The organism is Streptomyces sp. NPDC050535, from assembly GCF_044457665.1.
GTDB lineage: Bacteria > Actinomycetota > Actinomycetes > Streptomycetales > Streptomycetaceae > Streptomyces.
In genome coordinates, this window is the sequence record NZ_JBITHE010000029.1 from 36,299 (window position 1) to 55,852 (window position 19,554).

Annotated in this window: 12 protein-coding genes; 5 read left to right on the forward strand and 7 right to left on the reverse strand. The window is 71.9% G+C overall.

The features are described 5' to 3' along the window. Positions 1 to 84 precede the first annotated feature (84 nt). A complete protein-coding gene (locus ACIBLC_RS37460; RefSeq protein WP_399215923.1) occupies positions 85 to 1,590 on the forward strand; it encodes a hypothetical protein in 1,506 nt (501 codons plus the stop codon). On the opposite strand, the gene ACIBLC_RS37465 is transcribed toward ACIBLC_RS37460, so the two are convergent. Continuing rightward, positions 1,587 to 2,111: a MarR family winged helix-turn-helix transcriptional regulator gene (locus ACIBLC_RS37465; protein WP_399215924.1), complete on the reverse strand. Its 525-nt coding sequence runs from the start codon at positions 2,109 to 2,111 to the stop codon at positions 1,587 to 1,589. The genes ACIBLC_RS37460 and ACIBLC_RS37465 overlap by 4 nt on opposite strands. A gap of 124 nt (positions 2,112 to 2,235) precedes the next feature. Here ACIBLC_RS37465 and ACIBLC_RS37470 point away from each other — a divergent pair, with 124 nt between their 5' ends. Next, positions 2,236 to 2,649, forward strand: a complete 414-nt coding sequence (locus tag ACIBLC_RS37470; protein ID WP_399215925.1) for an organic hydroperoxide resistance protein — start codon at positions 2,236 to 2,238, stop codon at positions 2,647 to 2,649. Between the two features lie 28 nt (positions 2,650 to 2,677). Here the strand turns inward: ACIBLC_RS37470 and ACIBLC_RS37475 are convergent, their stop codons facing one another. The 6 genes from ACIBLC_RS37475 to ACIBLC_RS37500 form a co-directional block, all read right to left on the reverse strand. After that, positions 2,678 to 4,264 (reverse strand): hypothetical protein, encoded by a 1,587-nt coding sequence (locus ACIBLC_RS37475; RefSeq protein WP_399215926.1) that lies wholly within the window; start codon positions 4,262 to 4,264, stop codon positions 2,678 to 2,680. Between the two features lie 196 nt (positions 4,265 to 4,460). Then, positions 4,461 to 6,731 carry a CDP-glycerol glycerophosphotransferase family protein gene (locus tag ACIBLC_RS37480; RefSeq protein WP_399215927.1) on the reverse strand — a complete coding sequence of 757 codons (2,271 nt, stop codon included), beginning with the start codon at positions 6,729 to 6,731 and terminating at the stop codon, positions 4,461 to 4,463. Between the two features lie 172 nt (positions 6,732 to 6,903). Next, a complete protein-coding gene (locus ACIBLC_RS37485) occupies positions 6,904 to 7,785 on the reverse strand; it encodes a carbohydrate ABC transporter permease (RefSeq protein WP_399215929.1) in 882 nt (293 codons plus the stop codon). Further along, positions 7,782 to 9,137 (reverse strand): carbohydrate ABC transporter permease, encoded by a 1,356-nt coding sequence (locus ACIBLC_RS37490; RefSeq protein WP_399215930.1) that lies wholly within the window; start codon positions 9,135 to 9,137, stop codon positions 7,782 to 7,784. Before ACIBLC_RS37490 ends, ACIBLC_RS37485 begins: the two co-directional genes overlap by 4 nt. 11 nt (positions 9,138 to 9,148) lie before the next feature. After that, positions 9,149 to 10,555: an ABC transporter substrate-binding protein gene (locus ACIBLC_RS37495; RefSeq protein WP_399215931.1), complete on the reverse strand. Its 1,407-nt coding sequence runs from the start codon at positions 10,553 to 10,555 to the stop codon at positions 9,149 to 9,151. 454 nt (positions 10,556 to 11,009) lie between these two features. Beyond that, positions 11,010 to 14,489, reverse strand: a complete 3,480-nt coding sequence (locus tag ACIBLC_RS37500) for an FHA domain-containing protein (RefSeq protein WP_399215932.1) — start codon at positions 14,487 to 14,489, stop codon at positions 11,010 to 11,012. A 441-nt stretch (positions 14,490 to 14,930) separates the two neighbouring features. Here ACIBLC_RS37500 and ACIBLC_RS37505 point away from each other — a divergent pair, with 441 nt between their 5' ends. From ACIBLC_RS37505 to prfB, 3 genes are all read left to right on the forward strand, one after another. Then, positions 14,931 to 16,619, forward strand: a complete 1,689-nt coding sequence (locus tag ACIBLC_RS37505) for a protein kinase (RefSeq protein ID WP_399215934.1) — start codon at positions 14,931 to 14,933, stop codon at positions 16,617 to 16,619. Between the two features lie 147 nt (positions 16,620 to 16,766). After that, positions 16,767 to 18,011 (forward strand): serine/threonine-protein kinase, encoded by a 1,245-nt coding sequence (locus ACIBLC_RS37510; protein WP_399215935.1) that lies wholly within the window; start codon positions 16,767 to 16,769, stop codon positions 18,009 to 18,011. Positions 18,012 to 18,358: 347 nt separating this feature from the next. Next, complete coding sequence (gene prfB / locus ACIBLC_RS37515; protein ID WP_399215937.1) at positions 18,359 to 19,465, forward strand: peptide chain release factor 2; 1,107 nt, start codon at positions 18,359 to 18,361, stop codon at positions 19,463 to 19,465. Positions 19,466 to 19,554 lie beyond the last annotated feature (89 nt).

Here is a 19,554-nt window from a genome sequence, read left to right on the forward strand (position 1 = left end):
ATCGTAAGCCGCATGGATGGGACAAAAGGGCCGATACGCCGTCAATGCCCTTCAAAGGTTGTTTAATAGCACAAGATCTTGCTCATGGTGAGCTCATGGGCGAGGCGGTCGGGAATCGGACGGACCGAGGTCGTGGCCGTCCTCCTGCCTGCGACGGTCATGTTCGCGATCGGGCTCTGGGGCCTCGACCGCGGCGGCATGTGGCGCGACGAGGCCGTCACGTTCCAGGTCGCGCGGCGCTCGGTCCCGCAGATCTGGCAGCTCCTGCACAGCGTGGACGCGGTGCACGGCCTGTACTACCTCCTCATGCACGTCGTCCTCGCCCCGCACCCCGGTGAGGTCGCCCTGCGGCTCCCCTCGGTCTGCGGGGCCGCCGCGACCGCGGGTCTGGTCGCCGCCCTGGGCGTCCGCCTGTGCCGTCCACGGGTCGGCCTCTGGGCGGGCCTGCTGTACGCCGTCACGCCGATGGCCGGGCACTTCGCGCAGGAGGGACGGTCGTACGCGCTGGTCGCGGCCGGAGTCGCCGGGGCCACGCTGCTGCTGGTGCGGGCCGTGCGGACGGGAAGCTGGTGGGCGTACGGCGGGACGGTCGCCGTCACCTGCCTGCTGCACGAGTTCGCGGTGCTGGTGCTGCTCGCCCACGCCGCGACCCTGGCGCTCACCCGGGTGCCCCGGCGGGTGTGGCGGGGATGGGGGCTGTCGGCCGGTGCCGTGGTGCTGGTCCTGCTGCCGCTCGCCCTCGTCTCCGAGGGGCAGTCCGCGCAGGTCGCGTGGCTGTCGGTGCCCGGGCTCGACAGCGCGGACCGGCTGCTGCGGGCCTTCGCGGGACCGGCGCGGCTGGTTCTCCTGCCGTACCTGGTCCTCGTCGCGCTGGCCCTGCGCCCCCCGCTCGGCCGACGGGGTGAACTGACGCTCGGGGCGGTCGCCCTGCCCTTGCTGGTCGTCCCGCCCGCGGTGCTGATGGGTGTGTCCCGCTTCTGGCCGCTGTACGACGAGCGCTATGTGCTGTACGCCCTCGCCGGGGCGCCGCTGCTGGCCGCGGCCGGCGCGGAACGCCTGGTGGGGATGGTGCCGAGGCCGGCCGTCAACAGCCTCACCGGCGTCCTCGCCATCGCCCTCGTCTTCGTCTGGCAGCTCCCCGCGATCCGGCAGGACCGCCATCCCGACCGCCGCCCGGACAATCTCGCCGCCGTCTCCGCGGTCGCCGGGCGGGAACTGCGGCCCGGGGACCCGGTGCTGTTCCTGCCCTCGATCGTGCGCCGCTCGGCGTTGGCGTATCCGAACGGCTTCCGTGGGGTGCGCGACATCGCGCTCAGGGAGCCGGGCCCGGTGTCCGGGACCCTGTACGGGCAGGAGACGGACCCCGTCGAGCTGCGGCGGCGGCTCGACCGCCTCGACCGGGTGTGGGTGGTCGCGGAGCCGTTCGCGCTGCGGCCGTCCTGGTATCCCGGGAGCGCCACCGAGCGGGTCAAACTCACCGTGGTCGGGGAGGAGTTCGTACCGCGCGAGGAGGTCGTACGAAAGGGCGTGACCCTGCGGCTTTACGTACGTCGCCCACCGCATCCGTTCATGGACTGGGCGGCCGACTAGTCCGAGCCGGAGCCAGGAGCCTCCTGCAGCGCCGCCGCGTCCAGTGCCGCCGTCAGGCGGTCGAGGCGGGTCCGGAGCTCGTGGATCTCCTCGAAGCCCGAGCCCGTCGCGGCGGCGATCCGGCGCGGCACGAGCAGCGCACGCTCGCGCAGGGCGACGCCCTCGTCGGTGAGGTGGACCCGCACGGACCGCTCGTCGCGGGCGCTGCGCTCACGTCGTACGAGACCGGCCGACTCCAGCCGCTTCAGCAGCGGCGACAGCGTCCCGGAGTCCAGCCGCAGGTGTTCGCCGAGCTTCTTCACGGGCAGTTCGCCCCGCTCCCACAGCACCAGCATCACCAGGTACTGCGGGTAGGTGAGCCCGAGGTCCTTGAGGAGCACGCGGTAGAGGCCGCCGAAGGCGCGCGACGCGGCGTTCAGGGAGAAGCAGATCTGGTTGTCCAGGCGCAGGAATTCCGCGTCGGGCAGGGCCTGGGGGCTCGCGGCCCGCGGGGGCGGGGCCGGCGTCGGCGTGGCGGTCATGACTCCAGGATAGCGCTCGGCCGTCATTTAGTTGTGCACAATTGAATTGCGTGCTCTAATTGTGGCTGTGAGGCGGCCGGACCGGTCGCCCCGCCAAGACATTGACTTGAGAGGGATGGTCCGCATGGACACGCTCTACACCGCTGTCGCCACCGCCACCCACGGCCGCGACGGCCGCGCCGTCAGCTCCGACGGCAAGCTCGACCTTCAGCTCGGCATTCCGGTGGAGATGGGCGGCAGCGGCAAGGGCACCAACCCCGAGCAGCTCTTCGCCGCCGGTTACGCCGCCTGTTTCGCCAGCGCCCTCGCCGGTGTCGGCCGCGCCGCGAAGGTCGACGTCAGCGAGGCCGCCGTGACCGGCGAGGTCGGCATCGGCAAGCAGGGCCAGGGCTACGGCCTGGCCGTCACGCTCCGCATCGAGCTGCCCGACACCGTCGACGAGGCCACCGGCCGCAAGCTCGTCGAGCAGGCCCACCAGGTCTGCCCCTACTCGAATGCCACCCGCGGCAACATCCCGGTCGAGCTCGTCATCGAGTAGTCCGAGCGGGTCCGGTTGATCACATGGGTCAAGTGGATCGAGTGGTACGCGCACTGCCGTCCACCCGCGCCAGTACCTCGCCCGTCTCCCGGCTCCACGCCACCACCACGGCTTCCTCCGGCATCCGTTGCCGGGGTGTCAGCAGCAGCCAGCGCACGTGGTAGCGGCGGGCCACGGCGGTGCGTTCGGCGCGGGTCGACGACGGGGCGAGGTAGGCGCGGACCGCCGCGAGCCGCCGCTGCCGTTCCCGCTCGTCGAGGGCGGGGTCGGGCAGGGCGGGCGCGGCGAGGTCCACGCCGTGGCCCGCGATCAGGTGGACCGCGTCGTAGCCGTCCGCGATGACCGCCTCGCCGGGACCGATGTACCGCGCCGCCCAGGCGTACGTGGGCGCGCGTGGCGGCTGTTCGAAGCCGACCGGGTCCAGCGAACGGGGTACGACCGCCCCCGCCTGCACGGCCAGGAAGCCGGTGCAGGCCGCGGCGGCCGCCACCGCCCCGAGCAGGCGCCGCCCGGCGGACCAGGGCCGGGGCGCCGCCAGTTCCACCGCGAGCGCGAACTGCGGGGGCACCAGCGCCGCCCCCAGGATCCCGCCGTACGCGTAGTGCCCACCGAAGCCGCCGTACGCCACCGCCGCGCACTCCAGCGCGAACATGAGCACGAGCGGATCCCGCACCGACCCGCGCGCCCGCAGCCACAGCGCGGGCAGCCCGGCCAGAGCCAGCCAGAGGTGGCCCGGCATCCCCTCGTACAGCCGCTCGTGCGTCGCGTCGAAGCCCGGGTACCGGGCGAGCGCGAACACATCGAAGTACGGCCAGCAGCACGCGACCAGCAGCGCCGTGCCGCCGGTCAGTGCCCATCTGCCCACGACGGCGGGCCGCCACCGGCGCTGCCATCCCGCGACGACGGCCACCGCGCCGAGGGCCGCGGCGAGGCCCGTGACCGGGTGCACGAGCAGGATCAGCCCGTACAGGGCGCCGACCCCCGCGTACCCGGAGAAGCCGCGCAGCCCGCTCGGGCCGACGTACCGGACCGGGCCGCCGCCCTCAGCCGCCCGGATGCCCGTCAACGCCCAGGCCCAGAAGGCCAGTCCGATGGCGGACATCGACGGATCGCCGAGGTTCCCCGTCATCGGCAGCAGCCCGAGGGAGCCGCTCCACCAGGCGCTCTCGGTGCCCCACAGGAGGGTCATCGAGAACAGCGCGAGTACGGGCGCCCACGGTCGGCGCGGCGCCAGGACGCGGACGAAACGGGCGAGGCCGGTCAGCAGGACCAGCAGGTTCAGCGGGCCGGCCAGGCGCAGGACCGCCCAGCCGCCCAGGTCCGTCAGCCGGGCGAAGGCTCCCTGGGCGACGGCGTAGGGCGAGTAGTACGGGCTGCCCGCGCCCGGCAGGTCCGCCGTCGGGTGGCGGGGATGGAGGAGGCTCGCCTTGAGCCGTTCGACGACCGCCGCGTGCTGGCCGGCGTCGCAGCACTGCGGAACGCGCCAGTACGCGAGCGACATCACCAGCCAGAACAGACCGCCGAAGACCTGGTAGGGGGTCGGGCGCCAGGAGGCACCGCCGCGCAGGGCGGTGGCGCCGCGCACAGTCCGCCGCAGGAGGACGTCGGCGCTCACCGGGCGGCGGGTCGGGGCTGGGCGGCGGCTCGGGGCATTCGTCATGCATCCCCGCGACCGTCAACCGCCTAGCCGTCCGTCACCTCATCGAGTGACGCCTGTGTCAGCCGACGCGCATACGGCCGGGGCGTCCCGCCGGTCTCCGGGTGACGGGACGACTGGGTGTGGGCCCGCTGGAGGACATGGGCGATCCGGTTCAGAGGTTCTCGGTGACGGGGACCGGCACGGGCCCACCCGGCCGCGGCACGGTGGCGAGGGGCGAGGCAGGCCGGGCGGCCGCGGCCGACGGGACGGGATGCCGGTCCGTCAGCGGCACGACCGGCGTCTCGCGCTCCCCCAGGACGACCCGGCGTACGACCCGCTCGGCGGCGCGCCCGTCGTCGTACGGGCAGAAACGCTCACGGAACGCGGCCCGCAACTGTGTGGAGCGGGAGCCGCGCCAGTGCCCCGTCGCGAAGATGTCGACCAGCTCGTCCTCGCTGCGCGCCACCGCGCCCGGCGGGAAGGCGCGCAGGTCGAAGTAGGTGCCGCGGGCCGCCTCGTACGCCTCCCAGTCGTCTGCGTGGACGACGATCGGGCGGTCGAGGTTGGCGTAGTCGAACATCAGGGACGAGTAGTCGGTGACCAGCGCGTCCGAGGCCAGACACAGGGACTCGACGCTCGGATGGTCGGAGACGTCGATGAGACGGCCGCCCGAAGCGTGCGTGAGGGGAGCGTCGTAGGAGTGGTGGGCGCGGGTCAACACCACGAAACGCGGGCCGAGTTTGCGCAGCACGCGCTCCAGGTCGAGGGTGTGCCGCTGGGTGCGGCGGTAGTCGCGGTACGTCGGCGCGTACAGGACGGCGACCGTGCCCTCGGGGATGCCGAGCGACTCGCGGATCCGGCTCACGTCCGCCGAAGTCGCCTGCTGGAACACGTCGTTGCGCGGCAGGCCGTACTCCAGCGTCGTGTACGCGGCCGGGAACACGCGCTCCCAGACCAGGGTGGAGTGGCGGTTGGCCGACAGGCAGTAGTCCCACTGGTCGGCGCTCCGCAGCAGCTCGGCGAAGTCGGTGCCGCGCGCCGCCGCAGGGCGGTCCTGGAGGTCGAGGCCCATGTGCTTGAGCGGGGTGCCGTGCTGTGTCTGGACCATGATCTGGCCGGGACGCTTGACCAGGTCGCGGTCGAAGTCGACGTTGTTCACGAGGTACTTGGAGCGCGCGAGCGCCGTCCAGTACGCGGCCGAACCGGGGCGGACCCGGCGCGTCGAGGCCGGGATCGTGTGGTGGTACTCGGGCCGCGCGATCCACGAGGTGCGGATGTGCGGCGCCAGGGTGCGGAACGCGGACTCCAGGGCGCCCGGGTTGCAGCCGTGGCCGCGGCCCCGGTGGCTGGAGAAGACAGCGCGGTCGGCACGCAGGGGAAGGCGGCGCTGGACGCGGTAGTGGAGCCGCAGAGTGGCGCTGTGCACCCGGCGGAACAGCTTCGAACCGAGCTTCAGAGCGCGCCTGTTGAGGCTCGACGCCAGGGCGAGGAGCCGGTAGGCGCGGTGGGTGCTGAAGCGGACCAGCGCGTGCCGCAGCCGGACGCCGAGGCGGACCCTGGCGCCCGCTGTGCGGTAACGGCGGTAATGCGCGCGGGACTTGCGCAGGAACTCGGCGCGCGAGCCGCGCGGCAGCCGGCCGCGTCCGTCGGACATCGCGGACAGGTGGTCGGCCATGCGGCGGAACAGGACCGGGCGCCAGTGAGCCAGCTCCGGGCGCGCGTCGACATACGCGAAGACACGGTCGTACTGCTCGAAGACGTCGAACCGGCCTGCGCCGCCCGGGTCGAGGACGCTGCCCCGCCGGCGTTCGCGGGAGTGGACGCAGACCCGGTCGAGGGTGGCGACCGACTCGGCGGACATCAGCACCGGATACGTCCACGGCGTGTGCCCGTGGTGGCCGGACGGGAAGGCGAAGCCCTCGCGCTCGACGAACTCCCGGCGGTACGCCTTGTTCCACACCACCATCGGCACCGAGAGCAGCCCCGGCCGCTCGTCGAGACGGAAGGGCGCCGGGCCCTCCTCCGTCAGCTGCTGCTGGGCGAGCGGGTCGCGGACGGCCTCACCCGACCAGTCCGTGCGCGCGAGGCCGAAAACCAGGACGTCCGGCTCCGAGGTCTCCTTCAGCCGGTCCGCGACGGCGCGCAGCGCGTCCGGGGTGAGGGTGTCGGCGCCGTCCAGGAAGAGCAGGTAGTCGCCGGTCGCCCGATCGAGGCCCGCGTCCCGGGCGCTCGCCAGGCCCGCGTTGTGCGGCAGGTGGACGGGGTTGACGCGGGCGTCGCGGGCCGCGAACTCGTCGATGAGCGCGCCGCAGGCGTCCGGCGAGCAGTCGTCGACCGCGACCACCTCGAGATCGGGGTAGGACTGGCCGAGGACGGATTCGAGGCACTCGCTCAAGTACGCCTGAACCTCGTACGCGGGGACGATGACACTGAACCTGGGCAAGGCACATCCATGGGTCGGCGCGGGCATACCTGCCCGGGAACGGCCGAAGGGGTGACTTGGTTACGCCGGTCGCGGCATCCGGGGGACCGCGCGGTGAACGCGAAGGGGCGGCCCGGTTTCCGGACCGCCCCAACTCGCCTGCTGTACGGGTAGTTCACCGTGTGCCGTACGGCTACTTCACCGCGCCCGCCATCACTCCCGACACGAACTGCCGCTGGAACGCGAAGAACACGGCCAGCGGAATCACCATCGAGATGAAGGCACCCGGCGCCAGCACCTCGATGTTGCTGCCGAACTGCCGCACCTGCTGCTGAAGGGCGACCGTCAGCGGCTGCGAGTTCGAGTCCGAGAAGACCAGGGCGACCAGCATGTCGTTCCACACCCACAGGAACTGGAAGATCCCGAGCGACGCGATCGCGGGCGCGGCCAGCGGAAGGACTACGGTCGCGAAGAGCCGTGCCTCTCCCGCACCGTCCAGGCGTGCCGCCTCCAGGAGTTCACGCGGGATCTCCGCGAAGAAGTTGCGCAACAGGAAGATCGCGAACGGGAGTCCGAAGCCCACGTGGAAGAGGACGACACCGATGATGTCGCCGAAGATCCCGATCTTTCCGAAGAGGTCGGAGAGCGGGATCAGCGCCACCTGCACGGGTACGACGAGCAGCGCCACCACCGCCATGAACCACCAGTCACGGCCCTTGAAGTCCAGCCACGCGAAGGCGTATCCGGCCATCGCGCCGATGACGACGACCAGCAGGGTCGCCGGGACGGTGATGTAGACGGTGTTGAAGAGGGCGCTGGTGACGTCGCCGTTCTCCAGGAGCGACTGATAGCTCTTGGCGGTCAGCTGGGCGGGACTCGAGAAGACCTTCCACCAGCCCGACGCGGCGATGTCGGTCGGGTCGCGGAACGAGGAGACCAGCAGGCCGAAGGCGGGCACCAGCCAGAACAGCGCGACCAGCAGCAGGAAGACGCGCAGTGCTCCGCCGGCCGCGCGGCTCGCCACCCGGGAGGCGAGGGAGCGCTTGGCGCGTACGGACGTGTCGAGAACGGTCACCGCTGACGCTCCTTCCTGAGCCGGCGCAGATTGACGTACATCATCGGCAGGACGAGCAGCAGCAGGATGACGCCGATCGCGCTGCCCACGCCGTAGTTGCCCCCGCCGCCGAAGGAGGACTGGAACAGTTGCAGGGCAAGGACGTTGGCGTCGTCCTGGCTGGGCTGCGGCGCGATGATGTAGATCAGGTCGAAGATCTTCATCACGTTGATCATCAGCGTGACCAGGACGACGATCAGGACCGGTGCGAGCAGGGGCACGGTGACCTTTCTGAACACCTGCCACTCGTTCGCGCCGTCCACCCTCGCCGCCTCCAGGAGATTGCGGTCCACTCCCGCCAGGCCCGCGGCGATCAGCACCATCGCGAAACCCGCCCACATCCAGACGTACGAGCCGATGATCGCCGGAGTCACCAGGGTCGGGCCGAGCCAGTCGATACCGTTGTAGGGAGCCGAGAAGTTCGAGCCAGGGAGCCGGAGTTGGGCTCCGTCCGCCGCCTCCGGGAGAGTGAAGGTGCCGTCGGCTCCACTGGTCGCCGAGGCGACGACCTCGCCGTCCTTCACCGCCTCGACCCTGACGCCCTCCAGCGCTTTCTCGCCCGCGTCGACCTTGCCCTTCTCGCCGCCCCCGCCGAGCTTGAAGTCCAGCCAGACCGTGCCCGTGATCCCCTCGCCGGTCGCCGCCCTGGCGTCCTCGGGGGAGCCGGGGAGCTTGTTCGGCGCGATGCCTACGAGGGGGAGGAGGGCCGGTGAGCCCGCCTGGACCGTTCCCGTGCTGGTGAAGGAACCGCCGCCGGACGCCTTAAGGTCGCTCGCCTGGGCGTTCGGTCTCGCCTTCGGATAGACGGAGGAGTCGACGAACGCGTCGTGCACCGACGTGACGATCGCGTTGGCGACACCCTGCTCCGGGTCCTGCTCGTACACCAGCCGGAAGATGATGCCCGCGGCGAGCATCGAGATCGCCATCGGCATGAAGACGATCAGCTTGAACGCCGTGCCCCAGCGCACCCGTTCGGTCAGCACCGCGAAGATCAGACCGAGGACGGTGACCAGCGCCGGGGCGACGGCGACCCAGATCGCGGTGTTCCGCACCGCGGTGAGCGTCGAGTCGGTGGTGAAGATGTCGATGTAGTTGTCCAGGCCCACGAAGCCCGAACCGTCGGCGTTGTACAGACTGCGCCAGACCGAGTACCCGATCGGGTAGACCACGAGCGAGCCGAGCAGAAGCAGGGCGGGCAGCAGAAACAGCACCGCCACCCACAGCTTCGTACCCATCACGCTCTTGCGCGGGGTTCCGGCGGAGGGTACCGGCAGTTCGCCGGTACCGCCCGCCTTCACTGCCGAAGACGACATTCCGCGCGCCGTCAGCTGCTCTTGTACGCCTTGGCGGCGTCGGACTCGAGTTTCTTCTGGGCGCCCGCCACGTCCGAGGGGTTCCGCAGGAAGTCCTGGAGATCCTTCCACTCGCCGATGCCCGCCGTGCCGCCGAACGCCGCCGGGGCCTGGTCCGACATGTCGAAGCGGAAGTCGTCGCCCGCGGCGAGCAGCGCCTTGGCGATGCCCCTGGTGACATCGTCCTTGTAAGTTGCCTGGTCCATCGCCTTGTTGGGGGAGAGGAAGCCGCCCTGGGCCGCCCAGATCTCGGCCGCGTCCGTCGAGGCGAGGAAGGTCAGCAGCGCCTGGGCGCCCTTGCCGTCCTTCAGCGCCACGGCGACGTCGCCGCCGCTGACCACGGGGGCCTGGTCGCCGACCGCCGGGAACGGGAAGACCTTCGCGTCCGTACCGACCTTCGCCTCCGTGTCCGCGTTGATGTTCGCCGTCACGAAGTCGCCCTCGAAGACCATGCCTGCCGGGGCGTCACCGGAGAACGTCTGCGTCACCGACTTCGGGAACTCCGTCTGGAGCGCGCCCGAGCGGCCGCCCGCGATCAGGTCGTCCTTGCCCCACAGTTCGGCGAGCGTGGTGAGGGCGTCCTTGACGGAGGGGTCCGTCCACTTGATCTCGTGCGTTGCCAGTTGGTCGTACTTCTCCGGGCCCGCCTGGGAGAGGTACACGTTCTCGAACCAGTCGGTGAGGGTCCAGCCGTCGGCGCCGCCGATGGAGACGGCGGGGGAGCCGGCGTCGGAGAGTGTCTGCGCGGTGGCGATGAACTCCTTCCAGGTGGTGGGGGCTTCGGTGACGCCCGCGGCTTCGAAGGCAGCGGTGTTGTACCAGACCAGGGACTTGTTGGCGGCCTTCACGTAGATGCCGTACTGCTTGCCCTCGAACGCGCCGAGGTCCTTCCAGCCCGCGGAGAAGTTCTTGTCGAGCTGGGCCTGGGCGTCGGGGCCGACGTCTTTCAGCCAGCCCTTTTCGGCGAACTGGTGCAGGACGCCCACCTGGGGGAGGAACGCGACGTCCGGCGGCTTGCCGCCCTCGATCTTGGTACCGAGGAAGGTGGAGGTGTTGTTGCCGGTCGGTACGAAGTTGACCTTGGCGCCGGTGCGCTTCTCGAACTCCTCCAGGACCTTGGTGAAGTTGTCCTGCTCCGGGCCGGTCCAGACGGCCGCGACTTCCAGGGTCTGGCCGTCCAGCTTGGGGAGTTGGACGGAGGCGGCGCTTTCCTTGGCGCCGCCGTCCGTGCCGCCCGTGTCGTCGTTGTCGCTGTCGCCGCCGCATGCGGTGAGGGCGACGGCGAGTAGGGCCGCGGTGATCGCGGCTGTGGCGGTTTGGGTGGCTCGGGGTGACTTGTGCGTGTTCGGCGACCTGCGTGTACGAAGAGTGCTGTGCATCTTTGCCCCGTTCATCGTTCCTCGTCGAACGTCCGGCGCTGTCCCGTGCGATCTGTGTACGCCCGTGTCTGTTCGGGCGGCAAGAGCGGGGACGCTGTCAAGAGAGCGATCGTGACCACGTCGTGACGTGCGGGTCCTTGGCCGGCTGGTGGTTGACGCCGGTGGGTGGGTCGGGGCCGGGGGCCGGTACATCCGCCCGTCGCCGCCGGATCAGACGCCGGGCGAGAGGGGGGCGGGTCCGGTGACGCGGGCGTACGCGACGGGCATGTGATGTACCGGCCCCCGGCCCCTCCCGCCGGTGGGCATCGACCGGGCCGGGAATCTTCAGCCCGTCCGGCGTTTGAGGACGAGCCCTTCGGGCGTTCGGGGGTCTGGGGGCGGAGCCCTCAGGTACGGGTTGGGTAAGGGCGGAGGGGGCGAGGAAATGGGGTTGGGGGGCGTCCGGGTCGGGGGGTCAGAGGAGGGACGGTACTTCGGTGGCTGAGACGGAGCGGGCGGCGCGTTCCAGGGCGCTGGCCAGGAGGGCCAGGTCTGTTGGGCCGTTGCCGAGTTCGCGGACGGGGCGGCGGGCCGGGGGGTCGCCCATGCGGTCCCACTCCAGGGGGACGACCGTGGGGCGAAGGGTGGCCGTACGGGGGATGCGCCCGGTGACCCGGCCGGCCTGGAAGGGCGTGACCCGGCCGTCGGGGCCGAGCAGCCGCCCCCGCCCGGGCGCGGGTTCGTCCGGCCCGGGTACCGACGACGCCGCGTCGAGCGTGACCCGGAGCGCCGAGGAACGCGCCAGCTCGGAGTCACCGGTCCGCCCCTCCACACCGGCCGCGGCCACGAGGTGCACCCCGAGCCGCTCCCCTTCACGGGCGACCGCCTCCAGGGCCCGTACGACCGACCCGGCCGAAGGCCGCCCCAGCGAACCCAACGCGGGGGAGAACAGCGCGTCCAGGTCGTCGACGACCACGACGAGACGGGCGAGCGGTGGCCCCGGTTCCGCCCGCTCACGCGCCGCCGCAGGCCGCAGCCGCATGGTGGAACTGGGCGCCGCGTCTATGTCTCCGGCGCCGGCCGAGGACCCGCCTGGGCCCCCGCCCGCCGAACGCTGCGTGATCATCCGTCCCGACACCTCGCGCCGGGTGTGCCACTCCGTGAAGTCGAGCCGGCCGAGGAGCTCGGCCCGCCGCTTCAGCTCCGCGCTCAGGGACTGGGCGAACTCCCGCATCCGTACGGGGTCGTTGGCCGCGAGGTGCGTGGTGACATGGGGGAGGTCCGTGCAGACGCGGAGCCCTTCGCCCTGCGCGGTGCCGCCGGTGGCGTCCCGTCCGTCTATGAGGACGATCCCGAGCCGGTCCGGGCGCTCGGCGGCGGCGAGGGAGGCGGCGATGGAACGCAGCAGTTCCGTACGGCCGCTGCCCGGCGGGCCCTCGATCAGCAGATGCGGGCCCTCGGTCGCGAGGTCCACGCAGACGGGGCCACGGGGGCCGGCGCCGAGCACGGCCCAGCCGCGTCCGCCCAGCGTCTCGGCGTCGTCGCCCGCGTCCGCCCAACGGGCCATCAGGGAAGCCGGGGTGGCCCTTGCCAGCCCCAACTCGTCGAGCAGACGGGCCATTTGGGGCAGTGGTACCGACACCCGTGCGTGTCGCTCCCCTTGGGCACCGTCCGTGCGCAGGGGGGCCAGCGCCCGGGCGAACCGCTCCGCCCACGGCAGCGACACCGCGTCCACCGTGGCGACCGTGCCACGGCCCACGGGGCCACGGGGCAGGCCGGAGGAGGGGCTGGACGGGAGAGGGCCGGGTCGCAGGTGTTCGTGCGGTGCGCTCTCGTACCTGAAGCCCAGGTGGGTGGAGCCGTCGACGAGGTTCGGGCTGGGTGGTGGCGAAGGGGCCTGGGCGGGGTCGTCGGGGGCGGATCCCGAGTGGGCGCGATCGTCCCGGGCCTGGTCCGTCGCGCCGCCCGGTGCCACCCGGAGCAGCCGCAGTGCCGTGGCCACGTCTCCGCTGAGCAGTGCCACCGCGCCGCACTCGCGGAACGGGGGTGACGTCTCGCACGCCGTCTCGTACGTGGTGGCCACCGGGGACGCGGGGGACGCCGATGCCGTCTCGGCCAGGCAGATGACGTGGATGCCGGCCCGCGAACCCTCGTGGGCCAGTCGGGCCACGGATTCCCGTACGTCGGCGCCGCCGGGGTCGCCGTCCACGACGAGGACCGTGTACGGCCCGTCGAAGGCGCCGTCCTTCGGGTCCTCGGCGTGTGCCCACGAAGGGCGTGGGGCCGCGTCGGTACCGGGAGTGTCCGGCGTCGGCGGGTGGTCGTCCAGGCGGCGGAGGAGCTCGTCGGTGCGGGCCGTGGCCTGTTCGCGGTCGTAGGCGAGGAGGAGGCGGCAGTCCTGGCCGTGGGTGGGGCGGACGTGCGGGAGCCAGCCGAGCCAGGACCACTCCGCGGTGCGCTCCTCGACCGTGCGGGAACGGTCCGCGCTGATCAGGACGATCTCCAGGGCGTCGGGCGAGTGCAGCCCGGCGAGCTGCGCCACGACCGCGCGGGCCAGTCCCGTGAGGCGTTCCCGTGGACCGGCGAGGCCCAGGGCGCCGGCCTCCCGCAGGCCGGCGGTGACCGGCACGGCGGACAGCAAGCCGGAACCGTCGGGGGCCGCTCGGTCCGTCGTGCCCAGGCGGACCGTCAGTGCCTCCGGGTGACCCGGGCCGCGTTCCCACAGGCGGGGTCCCGGGCCCAGCGCGGTGAGCAGCAGCGTCGCGGGGTCGGGCCAACTCTCCGATGCCCGTGTCGTCACCGTGGGGAGGTTTTTCGTCGGCAGGTACTTCTCCGCCGCGGCCTCCCCGTCCCCGTCTCCGTCGCTCTCCTCGTCGTAGTCGTAGTCGTAGATGTCCCGTCCGGCTTCCGACGGGGTTCCGCGTCCTCCGGTCAGGCGGCGGGCCCATGCGCCGAGTCCGCTTCGCCTGCGTGCGCCCGACGGCACGTCCACGCCTCTGAGGGGAGTGCCTTTTCGGGTGTCCGGGCCGGACGTGTGCGCGTCCGTGTCCTCGTCGTGCGGGCCGGAGGCCGAGGCGGCGGATTCCCTGGTCTCGATCCGAGGGGCTCCGGCCTGTTCCGGTACGACCGGGCCCTGCTCCTCGGGTGCGGGGACGCCTCCCGCGGCTCCCCACTCCGCCGAGCCGTAGGCGTGATGTGTCTCTCCGCCGGGCCGGGTCCGGTCCCGGGCGGTGCCTCCCACGCGCGCGTGGGGCACGCTCGCCGTCGGTGTGCGGCTCGCCCGCCCGGCGTCGTCGTCCTGGGCAACGCCCTGGAGGCTCACCCGGACGTGCCCCTCTCCGTCGGGCGTCGTGGCCACGGACGGCGTACTCCCGGGCAGGGCCAGCCGCAGGGCCGATTCGCCGATGCGCAGGAGCGCCCCGGGGGCGAAGCGGACCGGGCGCGTGCCCACACGGGCGCCGTCGAGTGTCGTGCCGTTCGTGGAACCGAGGTCGGCGACCGAGACGCGGCCCTCGGGGGTGACGGTGACCGCGCAGTGCAGGCGGGAGACGTCGGGGTCGTCCAGCGGTACGTCGGCGTCGGCGGAGCGGCCGATGCGGATCTGGCCGCCGTGCAGGAGGTGCACGCCGCCCGCGTCGGGGCCCGCGACGACCTGGAGCTGGGCCGCGACGTCGTCCACGTCGGGACCGGGCTCCGCGGGGGAGCCCAGGGACAGCACGGCGCCGTCCGTCAGGGGTGGCTCGCCCACCGTGCAGCGCTGGGCGTCGAGGCGGTCGGCGCCCGCGTACAGCACGACCTGGCTGTCGCTGCCGCCGGCCGCGGAGGCCAGTGGGGACGCGACCGCGGCCAGTGCCGTCCCCGCGGGGGCGGTGACCAGCACATCGCGGGCCGCGGCACGTCCCCGCGGCTCCGAGGGCGGGCCCAGCGGGTCTACGACGGTCAGCCGGATCTGCATCGCCGTCAGAGGTCCCTTCCGCGCGGGTGTCCGCGACGAGGACGAGGCTGCGTGGTGGTCCCCCACCACAGATTCCCCCACCGCACACGGGCACGTCGGCCAGTAGTGAAAGCATCCTCGCACCTGCCACTGACAACACGCCCGGCCCCCACCCGCAAGTGATCTTGATTGGTCGGCTCTGCCCACAAAAGTTCCTGAGCGGTGCCCTACCCGTGCCCGACCGTTGTCCGCTTGAGATCGGACACGTCCATGTCTCGGCAACCAACCGACCGGACCGAGCGTCTTTCCATCGAACATGTACGGCAACTGGTACGTAAGCGACTGTGGGACGCACGGGATGCGGGGGCGAGCACAGGAGGACGACAGCCCGGTGCCAGATGCCTCGGCACTACAGTGGGTCGGAATCAGCGGACGAGCAGCAAGCAGCAGGGAGCGCATGACGTGCGGCCGGTAGGGAGCAAGTACCTCCTTGAGGAGCCGTTGGGGCGCGGTGCCACAGGCACCGTCTGGCGCGCCCGGCAGCGGGAGACGGCAGGTGCCGAGGCGGCTGTCCAGGGCCAGCCCGGCGAGACCGTGGCGATCAAGGTCCTCAAGGAAGAGCTCGCGAGTGACCCGGACATCGTGATGCGGTTCCTGCGGGAGCGCTCTGTCCTCCTGCGGCTGACCCACCCCAACATCGTGCGCGTACGGGATCTCGTCGTCGAGGGCGATCTGCTCGCGCTCGTCATGGACCTGATCGACGGTCCTGACCTGCACCGCTACCTTCGCGAGAACGGGCCGCTCAGCCCCGTCGCCGCCTCCCTCCTCACCGCCCAGGTCGCCGACGCGCTCGCCGCCAGCCATGCCGACGGCGTCGTGCACCGCGACCTGAAGCCCGCCAACGTCCTGCTCATGCAGCAGGGCGGCCAGATGCACCCGATGCTGACGGACTTCGGCATCGCCCGGCTCGCGGACTCCCCGGGGCTGACCCGGACCCACGAGTTCGTCGGTACGCCGGCCTATGTGGCGCCCGAGTCCGCGGAGGGCCGTCCGCAGACGTCCGCCGTCGACATCTACGGCGCCGGCATCCTGATGTACGAGCTGGTCACCGGACGTCCGCCGTTCGGCGGCGGGTCCGCTCTCGAGGTGCTGCACCAGCACCTGAGCGCCGAGCCGCGCCGCCCGTCGACCGTCCCGGACCCGCTGTGGACCGTCATCGAGCGCTGCCTGCGCAAGAACCCGGACGAGCGGCCGAGCGCCGAGAACCTCGCGCGCGGGCTGCGTACGGTCGCCGCGGGTGTCGGTGTGCACGCGAACTCCGCGCAGATCATGGCCGCCGAGGGGGTGGGGGCGCTGCTCGTCCCCGACCCGTCCCCGGCGACGGTCCCCAACATGCCCGGTGCCGCCGACCCCACCCAGGTGCTGCCGCACGGCGCGGGCTCCTACGACCCGAACGCCGCGACCAGCTCCCTCCCGCACACCGGTGCCGCCGACCCCACCTCCGTACTCCCGACCCGCGGCGCGGCCGACCCGACCGCCGTCATGCCGCCCGTGCCGCCGAACCAGTCGGGTCAGGGCGGCCCCGAGGACCCGCATCCCTGGCAGAACCAGCTCCGCGCGGCCCGCGACCGCAACGAGGCGACACAGGTCCAGTACCTCGACCCGAACGAGGACCCGCTGCGCCGCCGCCCCCAGCGGCAGGTCGCACGGCCCCAGCAGCGCCCGCAGCAGGGCCAGCCGCAGGGGCAGCAGCCGCCCCCCGGATACGGATATCCGCAGCAGCAACAGCCGCAGCAGTACGCGCCTCAGCAGCCGCAGCGCCAGCAGCCCCGGCGTCAGCAGCCTTCGCCGCAGCACCAGCAGCCGCAGAGGTACGCGCCCGCGCCGCAGCAGCCGCAGCAGCCCGCGCCGCGGGAACCCCGCGAACCCCGGCAGCGCAGTGCCAACCCGATGAAGATTCCCGGGCTCGGCTGTCTCAAGGGATGCCTCTTCACCCTTGTCATTCTTTTTGTCGCCGGTTGGCTGATCTGGGAGTTGAGTCCCCTTCAGGGATGGATCGGCACCAGCAAGGGGTACTGGCAACAGCTGACCGACACATTCACCACCGTCACCCAGTGGGTCGAGGATCTCGGTGGGAGTTCCCAGCAGTAAGAGGGTGCTTCCGGGCGGTAATTCGGGACTTCTGGGAACCGAGTCTGGGGATTTGTCGACACCTGGCGGGTGATTTCCGGCTCCGGCGTGAAGGTTGGCTCTCCGGGCGCGTACTTTTAGCGACAACACGCGTCCGTAGGAGCAGTCTTGGCACGGAAAATCGGCAGCCGGTACACCGCGAACCAGATTCTTGGGCGGGGCAGCGCCGGCACGGTGTGGCTGGGTGAGGGGCCCGACGGGCCCGTCGCCGTCAAGCTGCTGCGCGAGGACCTCGCGTCCGACCAGGAGCTCGTGGGGCGCTTCGTGCAGGAGCGCACGGCGTTGCTCGGGCTCGACCATCCGCATGTCGTCGCCGTACGTGACCTCGTCGTCGACGGCAACGACCTCGCGCTCGTCATGGATCTCGTACGCGGCACGGATCTGCGGACCCGGCTGGACCGGGAGCGGCGGCTCGCCCCCGAGGCCGCCGTCGCGATCGTCGCCGACGTCGCCGACGGGCTCGCGGCCGCGCACGCCGCGGGCGTCGTCCACCGGGACGTGAAGCCGGAGAACGTGCTGCTCGACATGCAGGGACCGCTCGGGCCCGGCGGCTCGCACCCCGCGCTGCTGACCGACTTCGGTGTGGCCAAGCTCATCGACTCGCCCCGCCGGACCCGGGCCACGAAGATCATCGGCACGCCGGACTATCTCGCGCCCGAGATCATCGAGGGGCTGCCGCCTCGCGCCGCCGTCGACATCTACGCCCTGGCGACGGTGCTGTACGAGCTGCTCGCCGGGTTCACGCCCTTCGGGGGCGGGCATCCGGGGGCGGTGCTGCGGCGGCATGTGACGGAGACGGTCGTTCCGCTGCCGGGGATCCCGGACGAGCTGTGGCAGCTCATCCTGCAGTGCCTGGCGAAGGCCCCGGCGTCGCGGCTGCGGGCGTCCGAGCTGGGGGACCGGCTGCGGGAGCAGCTGCCCCTGCTGGCCGGGATGCCGCCGCTGGACGTGGATTCCGCGGACCCGGAGTCCGCGGACGACGAGGAGTACGAGGAGACGGAGCCGGCGGCTCAGCGGGAGCCCTCGCCGGTGCGGCGGGGGTCCGTGCCGCTCGTGCCGGGGGCTGCGCCCGACTCGAACCGGGACACTCATACGTCGATGCGGGTGCCGGGGCCGGACGAGCTGGCGGGTGGCGCGCGGGGGACCGCGCGGGTGCCGCGGGCCGCGGGGGCGCCGCGGCCGGGGTCGGCTCGGCATCGGGCCTCCGCGCGGCGGCGGCGGATCACGCTCGGGACGGCGGCGGTCGCGTTGGTGGCCGCGGTGGGGGTCGGTACGTGGCTGGCCACCTCGGGGGAGGACGGGGGGTCCACGCAGTCGCCGGACACGAAGAACTCCGCCCCGGCTTCGCCGTGACCGCCGGGTTCCCTTGAGTGGTTCCCTCGCGTCTGGGGCCGGCGTCTCCCTGACAGCGGGGGTGCTCGCCCGCTGAGCCCGGCGTCTTCCTGACACTGGGGTTCCTCGCCCCCTCCGCCCCTTCCCGTCCCGTATCCGGGGGTTGCGCCCCCGGGCCCCCGCTTCGGCCTGGACGGCCTCGTCCTCAGACGCCGGACGGGCTGAAGATCGCCCCCGGGCCCCGTTCCGCGCTTGTCCTCAATCGCCGGAGGGGCTGAAGATCGCCCCCCGCCTCGGGCTGGGCGGGCTGAGAGCGGCCCCCGGACCTACGGGCCGGTCCCGGTTGTCGTTGCCGTTACGCTGGAGGCGTGGCAGTCGTCGATGTATCCGAAGAGCTCAAGTCCCTCTCCTCGACCATGGAGTCGATCGAGGCCGTCCTGGACCTCGACAAGATGAGGGCAGATGTCGCCGTGCTCGAGGAGCAGGCGGCCGCGCCGTCCCTGTGGGACGACCCTGACGAGGCGCAGAAGATCACCAGCAAGCTGAGCCACCTCCAGGCGGAGGTCAGGAAGGCCGAGGCGCTGCGCGGGCGTATCGACGATCTGAGCGTGCTCTTCGAGATGGCCGAGGAGGAGGACGACCCGGACACCCGCGCCGAGGCCGAGACCGAGCTCACGGCCGTCAAGAAGGCGCTGGACGAGATGGAGGTCCGGACCCTGCTGTCCGGCGAGTACGACTCCCGCGAGGCCGTCGTCACCATCCGCGCCGAGGCCGGCGGCGTCGACGCCTCCGACTTCGCCGAGAAGCTCCAGCGGATGTACCTGCGCTGGGCGGAGCGCCACAACTACAAGACGGAGCTCTACGAGACCTCGTACGCGGAAGAGGCCGGCATCAAGTCGACCACCTTCGTCGTCCACGTCCCGTACGCCTACGGAACGCTCTCCGTGGAGCAAGGAACCCACCGGCTTGTCCGGATCTCGCCCTTCGACAACCAGGGGCGCCGCCAGACGTCGTTCGCCGGTGTCGAGATCCTGCCGGTCGTCGAGCAGACCGACCACCTCGAGATCGACGAGTCCGAGCTGCGCGTGGACGTGTACCGGTCGTCCGGACCGGGCGGCCAGGGCGTCAACACGACCGACTCCGCGGTCCGCCTGACCCACCTCCCCACCGGCATCGTGGTCTCCTGCCAGAACGAGCGCTCGCAGATCCAGAACAAGGCCAGCGCCATGAACGTCCTCCAGGCCAAGCTGCTCGAGCGGCGCCGCCAGGAGGAACAGGCCAGGATGGACGCCCTCAAGGGCGACGGCGGCAACTCCTGGGGAAACCAGATGCGTTCGTACGTCCTGCACCCGTACCAGATGGTCAAGGACCTGCGGACCGAGTTCGAAGTCGGTAACCCCGAGGGCGTGTTCAACGGCGAGATCGACGGTTTCCTCGAGGCCGGAATTCGCTGGCGCAAGCAGCAGGAGAAGTAAGCGGGAGCATTAACGCCGCTTTGTCGACAAGGCAACTGCCGTCCTGTGGACGGCAGTTGCCTTTTGTGTGCGGGATGTCTGGGTTTTAC

What these genes read in the sequence shown, in the direction of transcription:
- ACIBLC_RS37465 (WP_399215924.1), bottom strand. Translation starts at nt 2,111, where the DNA reads ATGACCGCCACGCCGACGCCGGCCCCGCCCCCGCGGGCCGCGAGCCCC.
- ACIBLC_RS37460 (WP_399215923.1), top strand. Translation starts at nt 85, where the DNA reads ATGGTGAGCTCATGGGCGAGGCGGTCGGGAATCGGACGGACCGAGGTC.
- ACIBLC_RS37470 (WP_399215925.1), top strand. Translation starts at nt 2,236, where the DNA reads ATGGACACGCTCTACACCGCTGTCGCCACCGCCACCCACGGCCGCGAC.
- ACIBLC_RS37500 (WP_399215932.1), bottom strand. Translation starts at nt 14,489, where the DNA reads ATGCAGATCCGGCTGACCGTCGTAGACCCGCTGGGCCCGCCCTCGGAG.
- ACIBLC_RS37495 (WP_399215931.1), bottom strand. Translation starts at nt 10,555, where the DNA reads ATGCACAGCACTCTTCGTACACGCAGGTCGCCGAACACGCACAAGTCA.
- ACIBLC_RS37490 (WP_399215930.1), bottom strand. Translation starts at nt 9,137, where the DNA reads ATGTCGTCTTCGGCAGTGAAGGCGGGCGGTACCGGCGAACTGCCGGTA.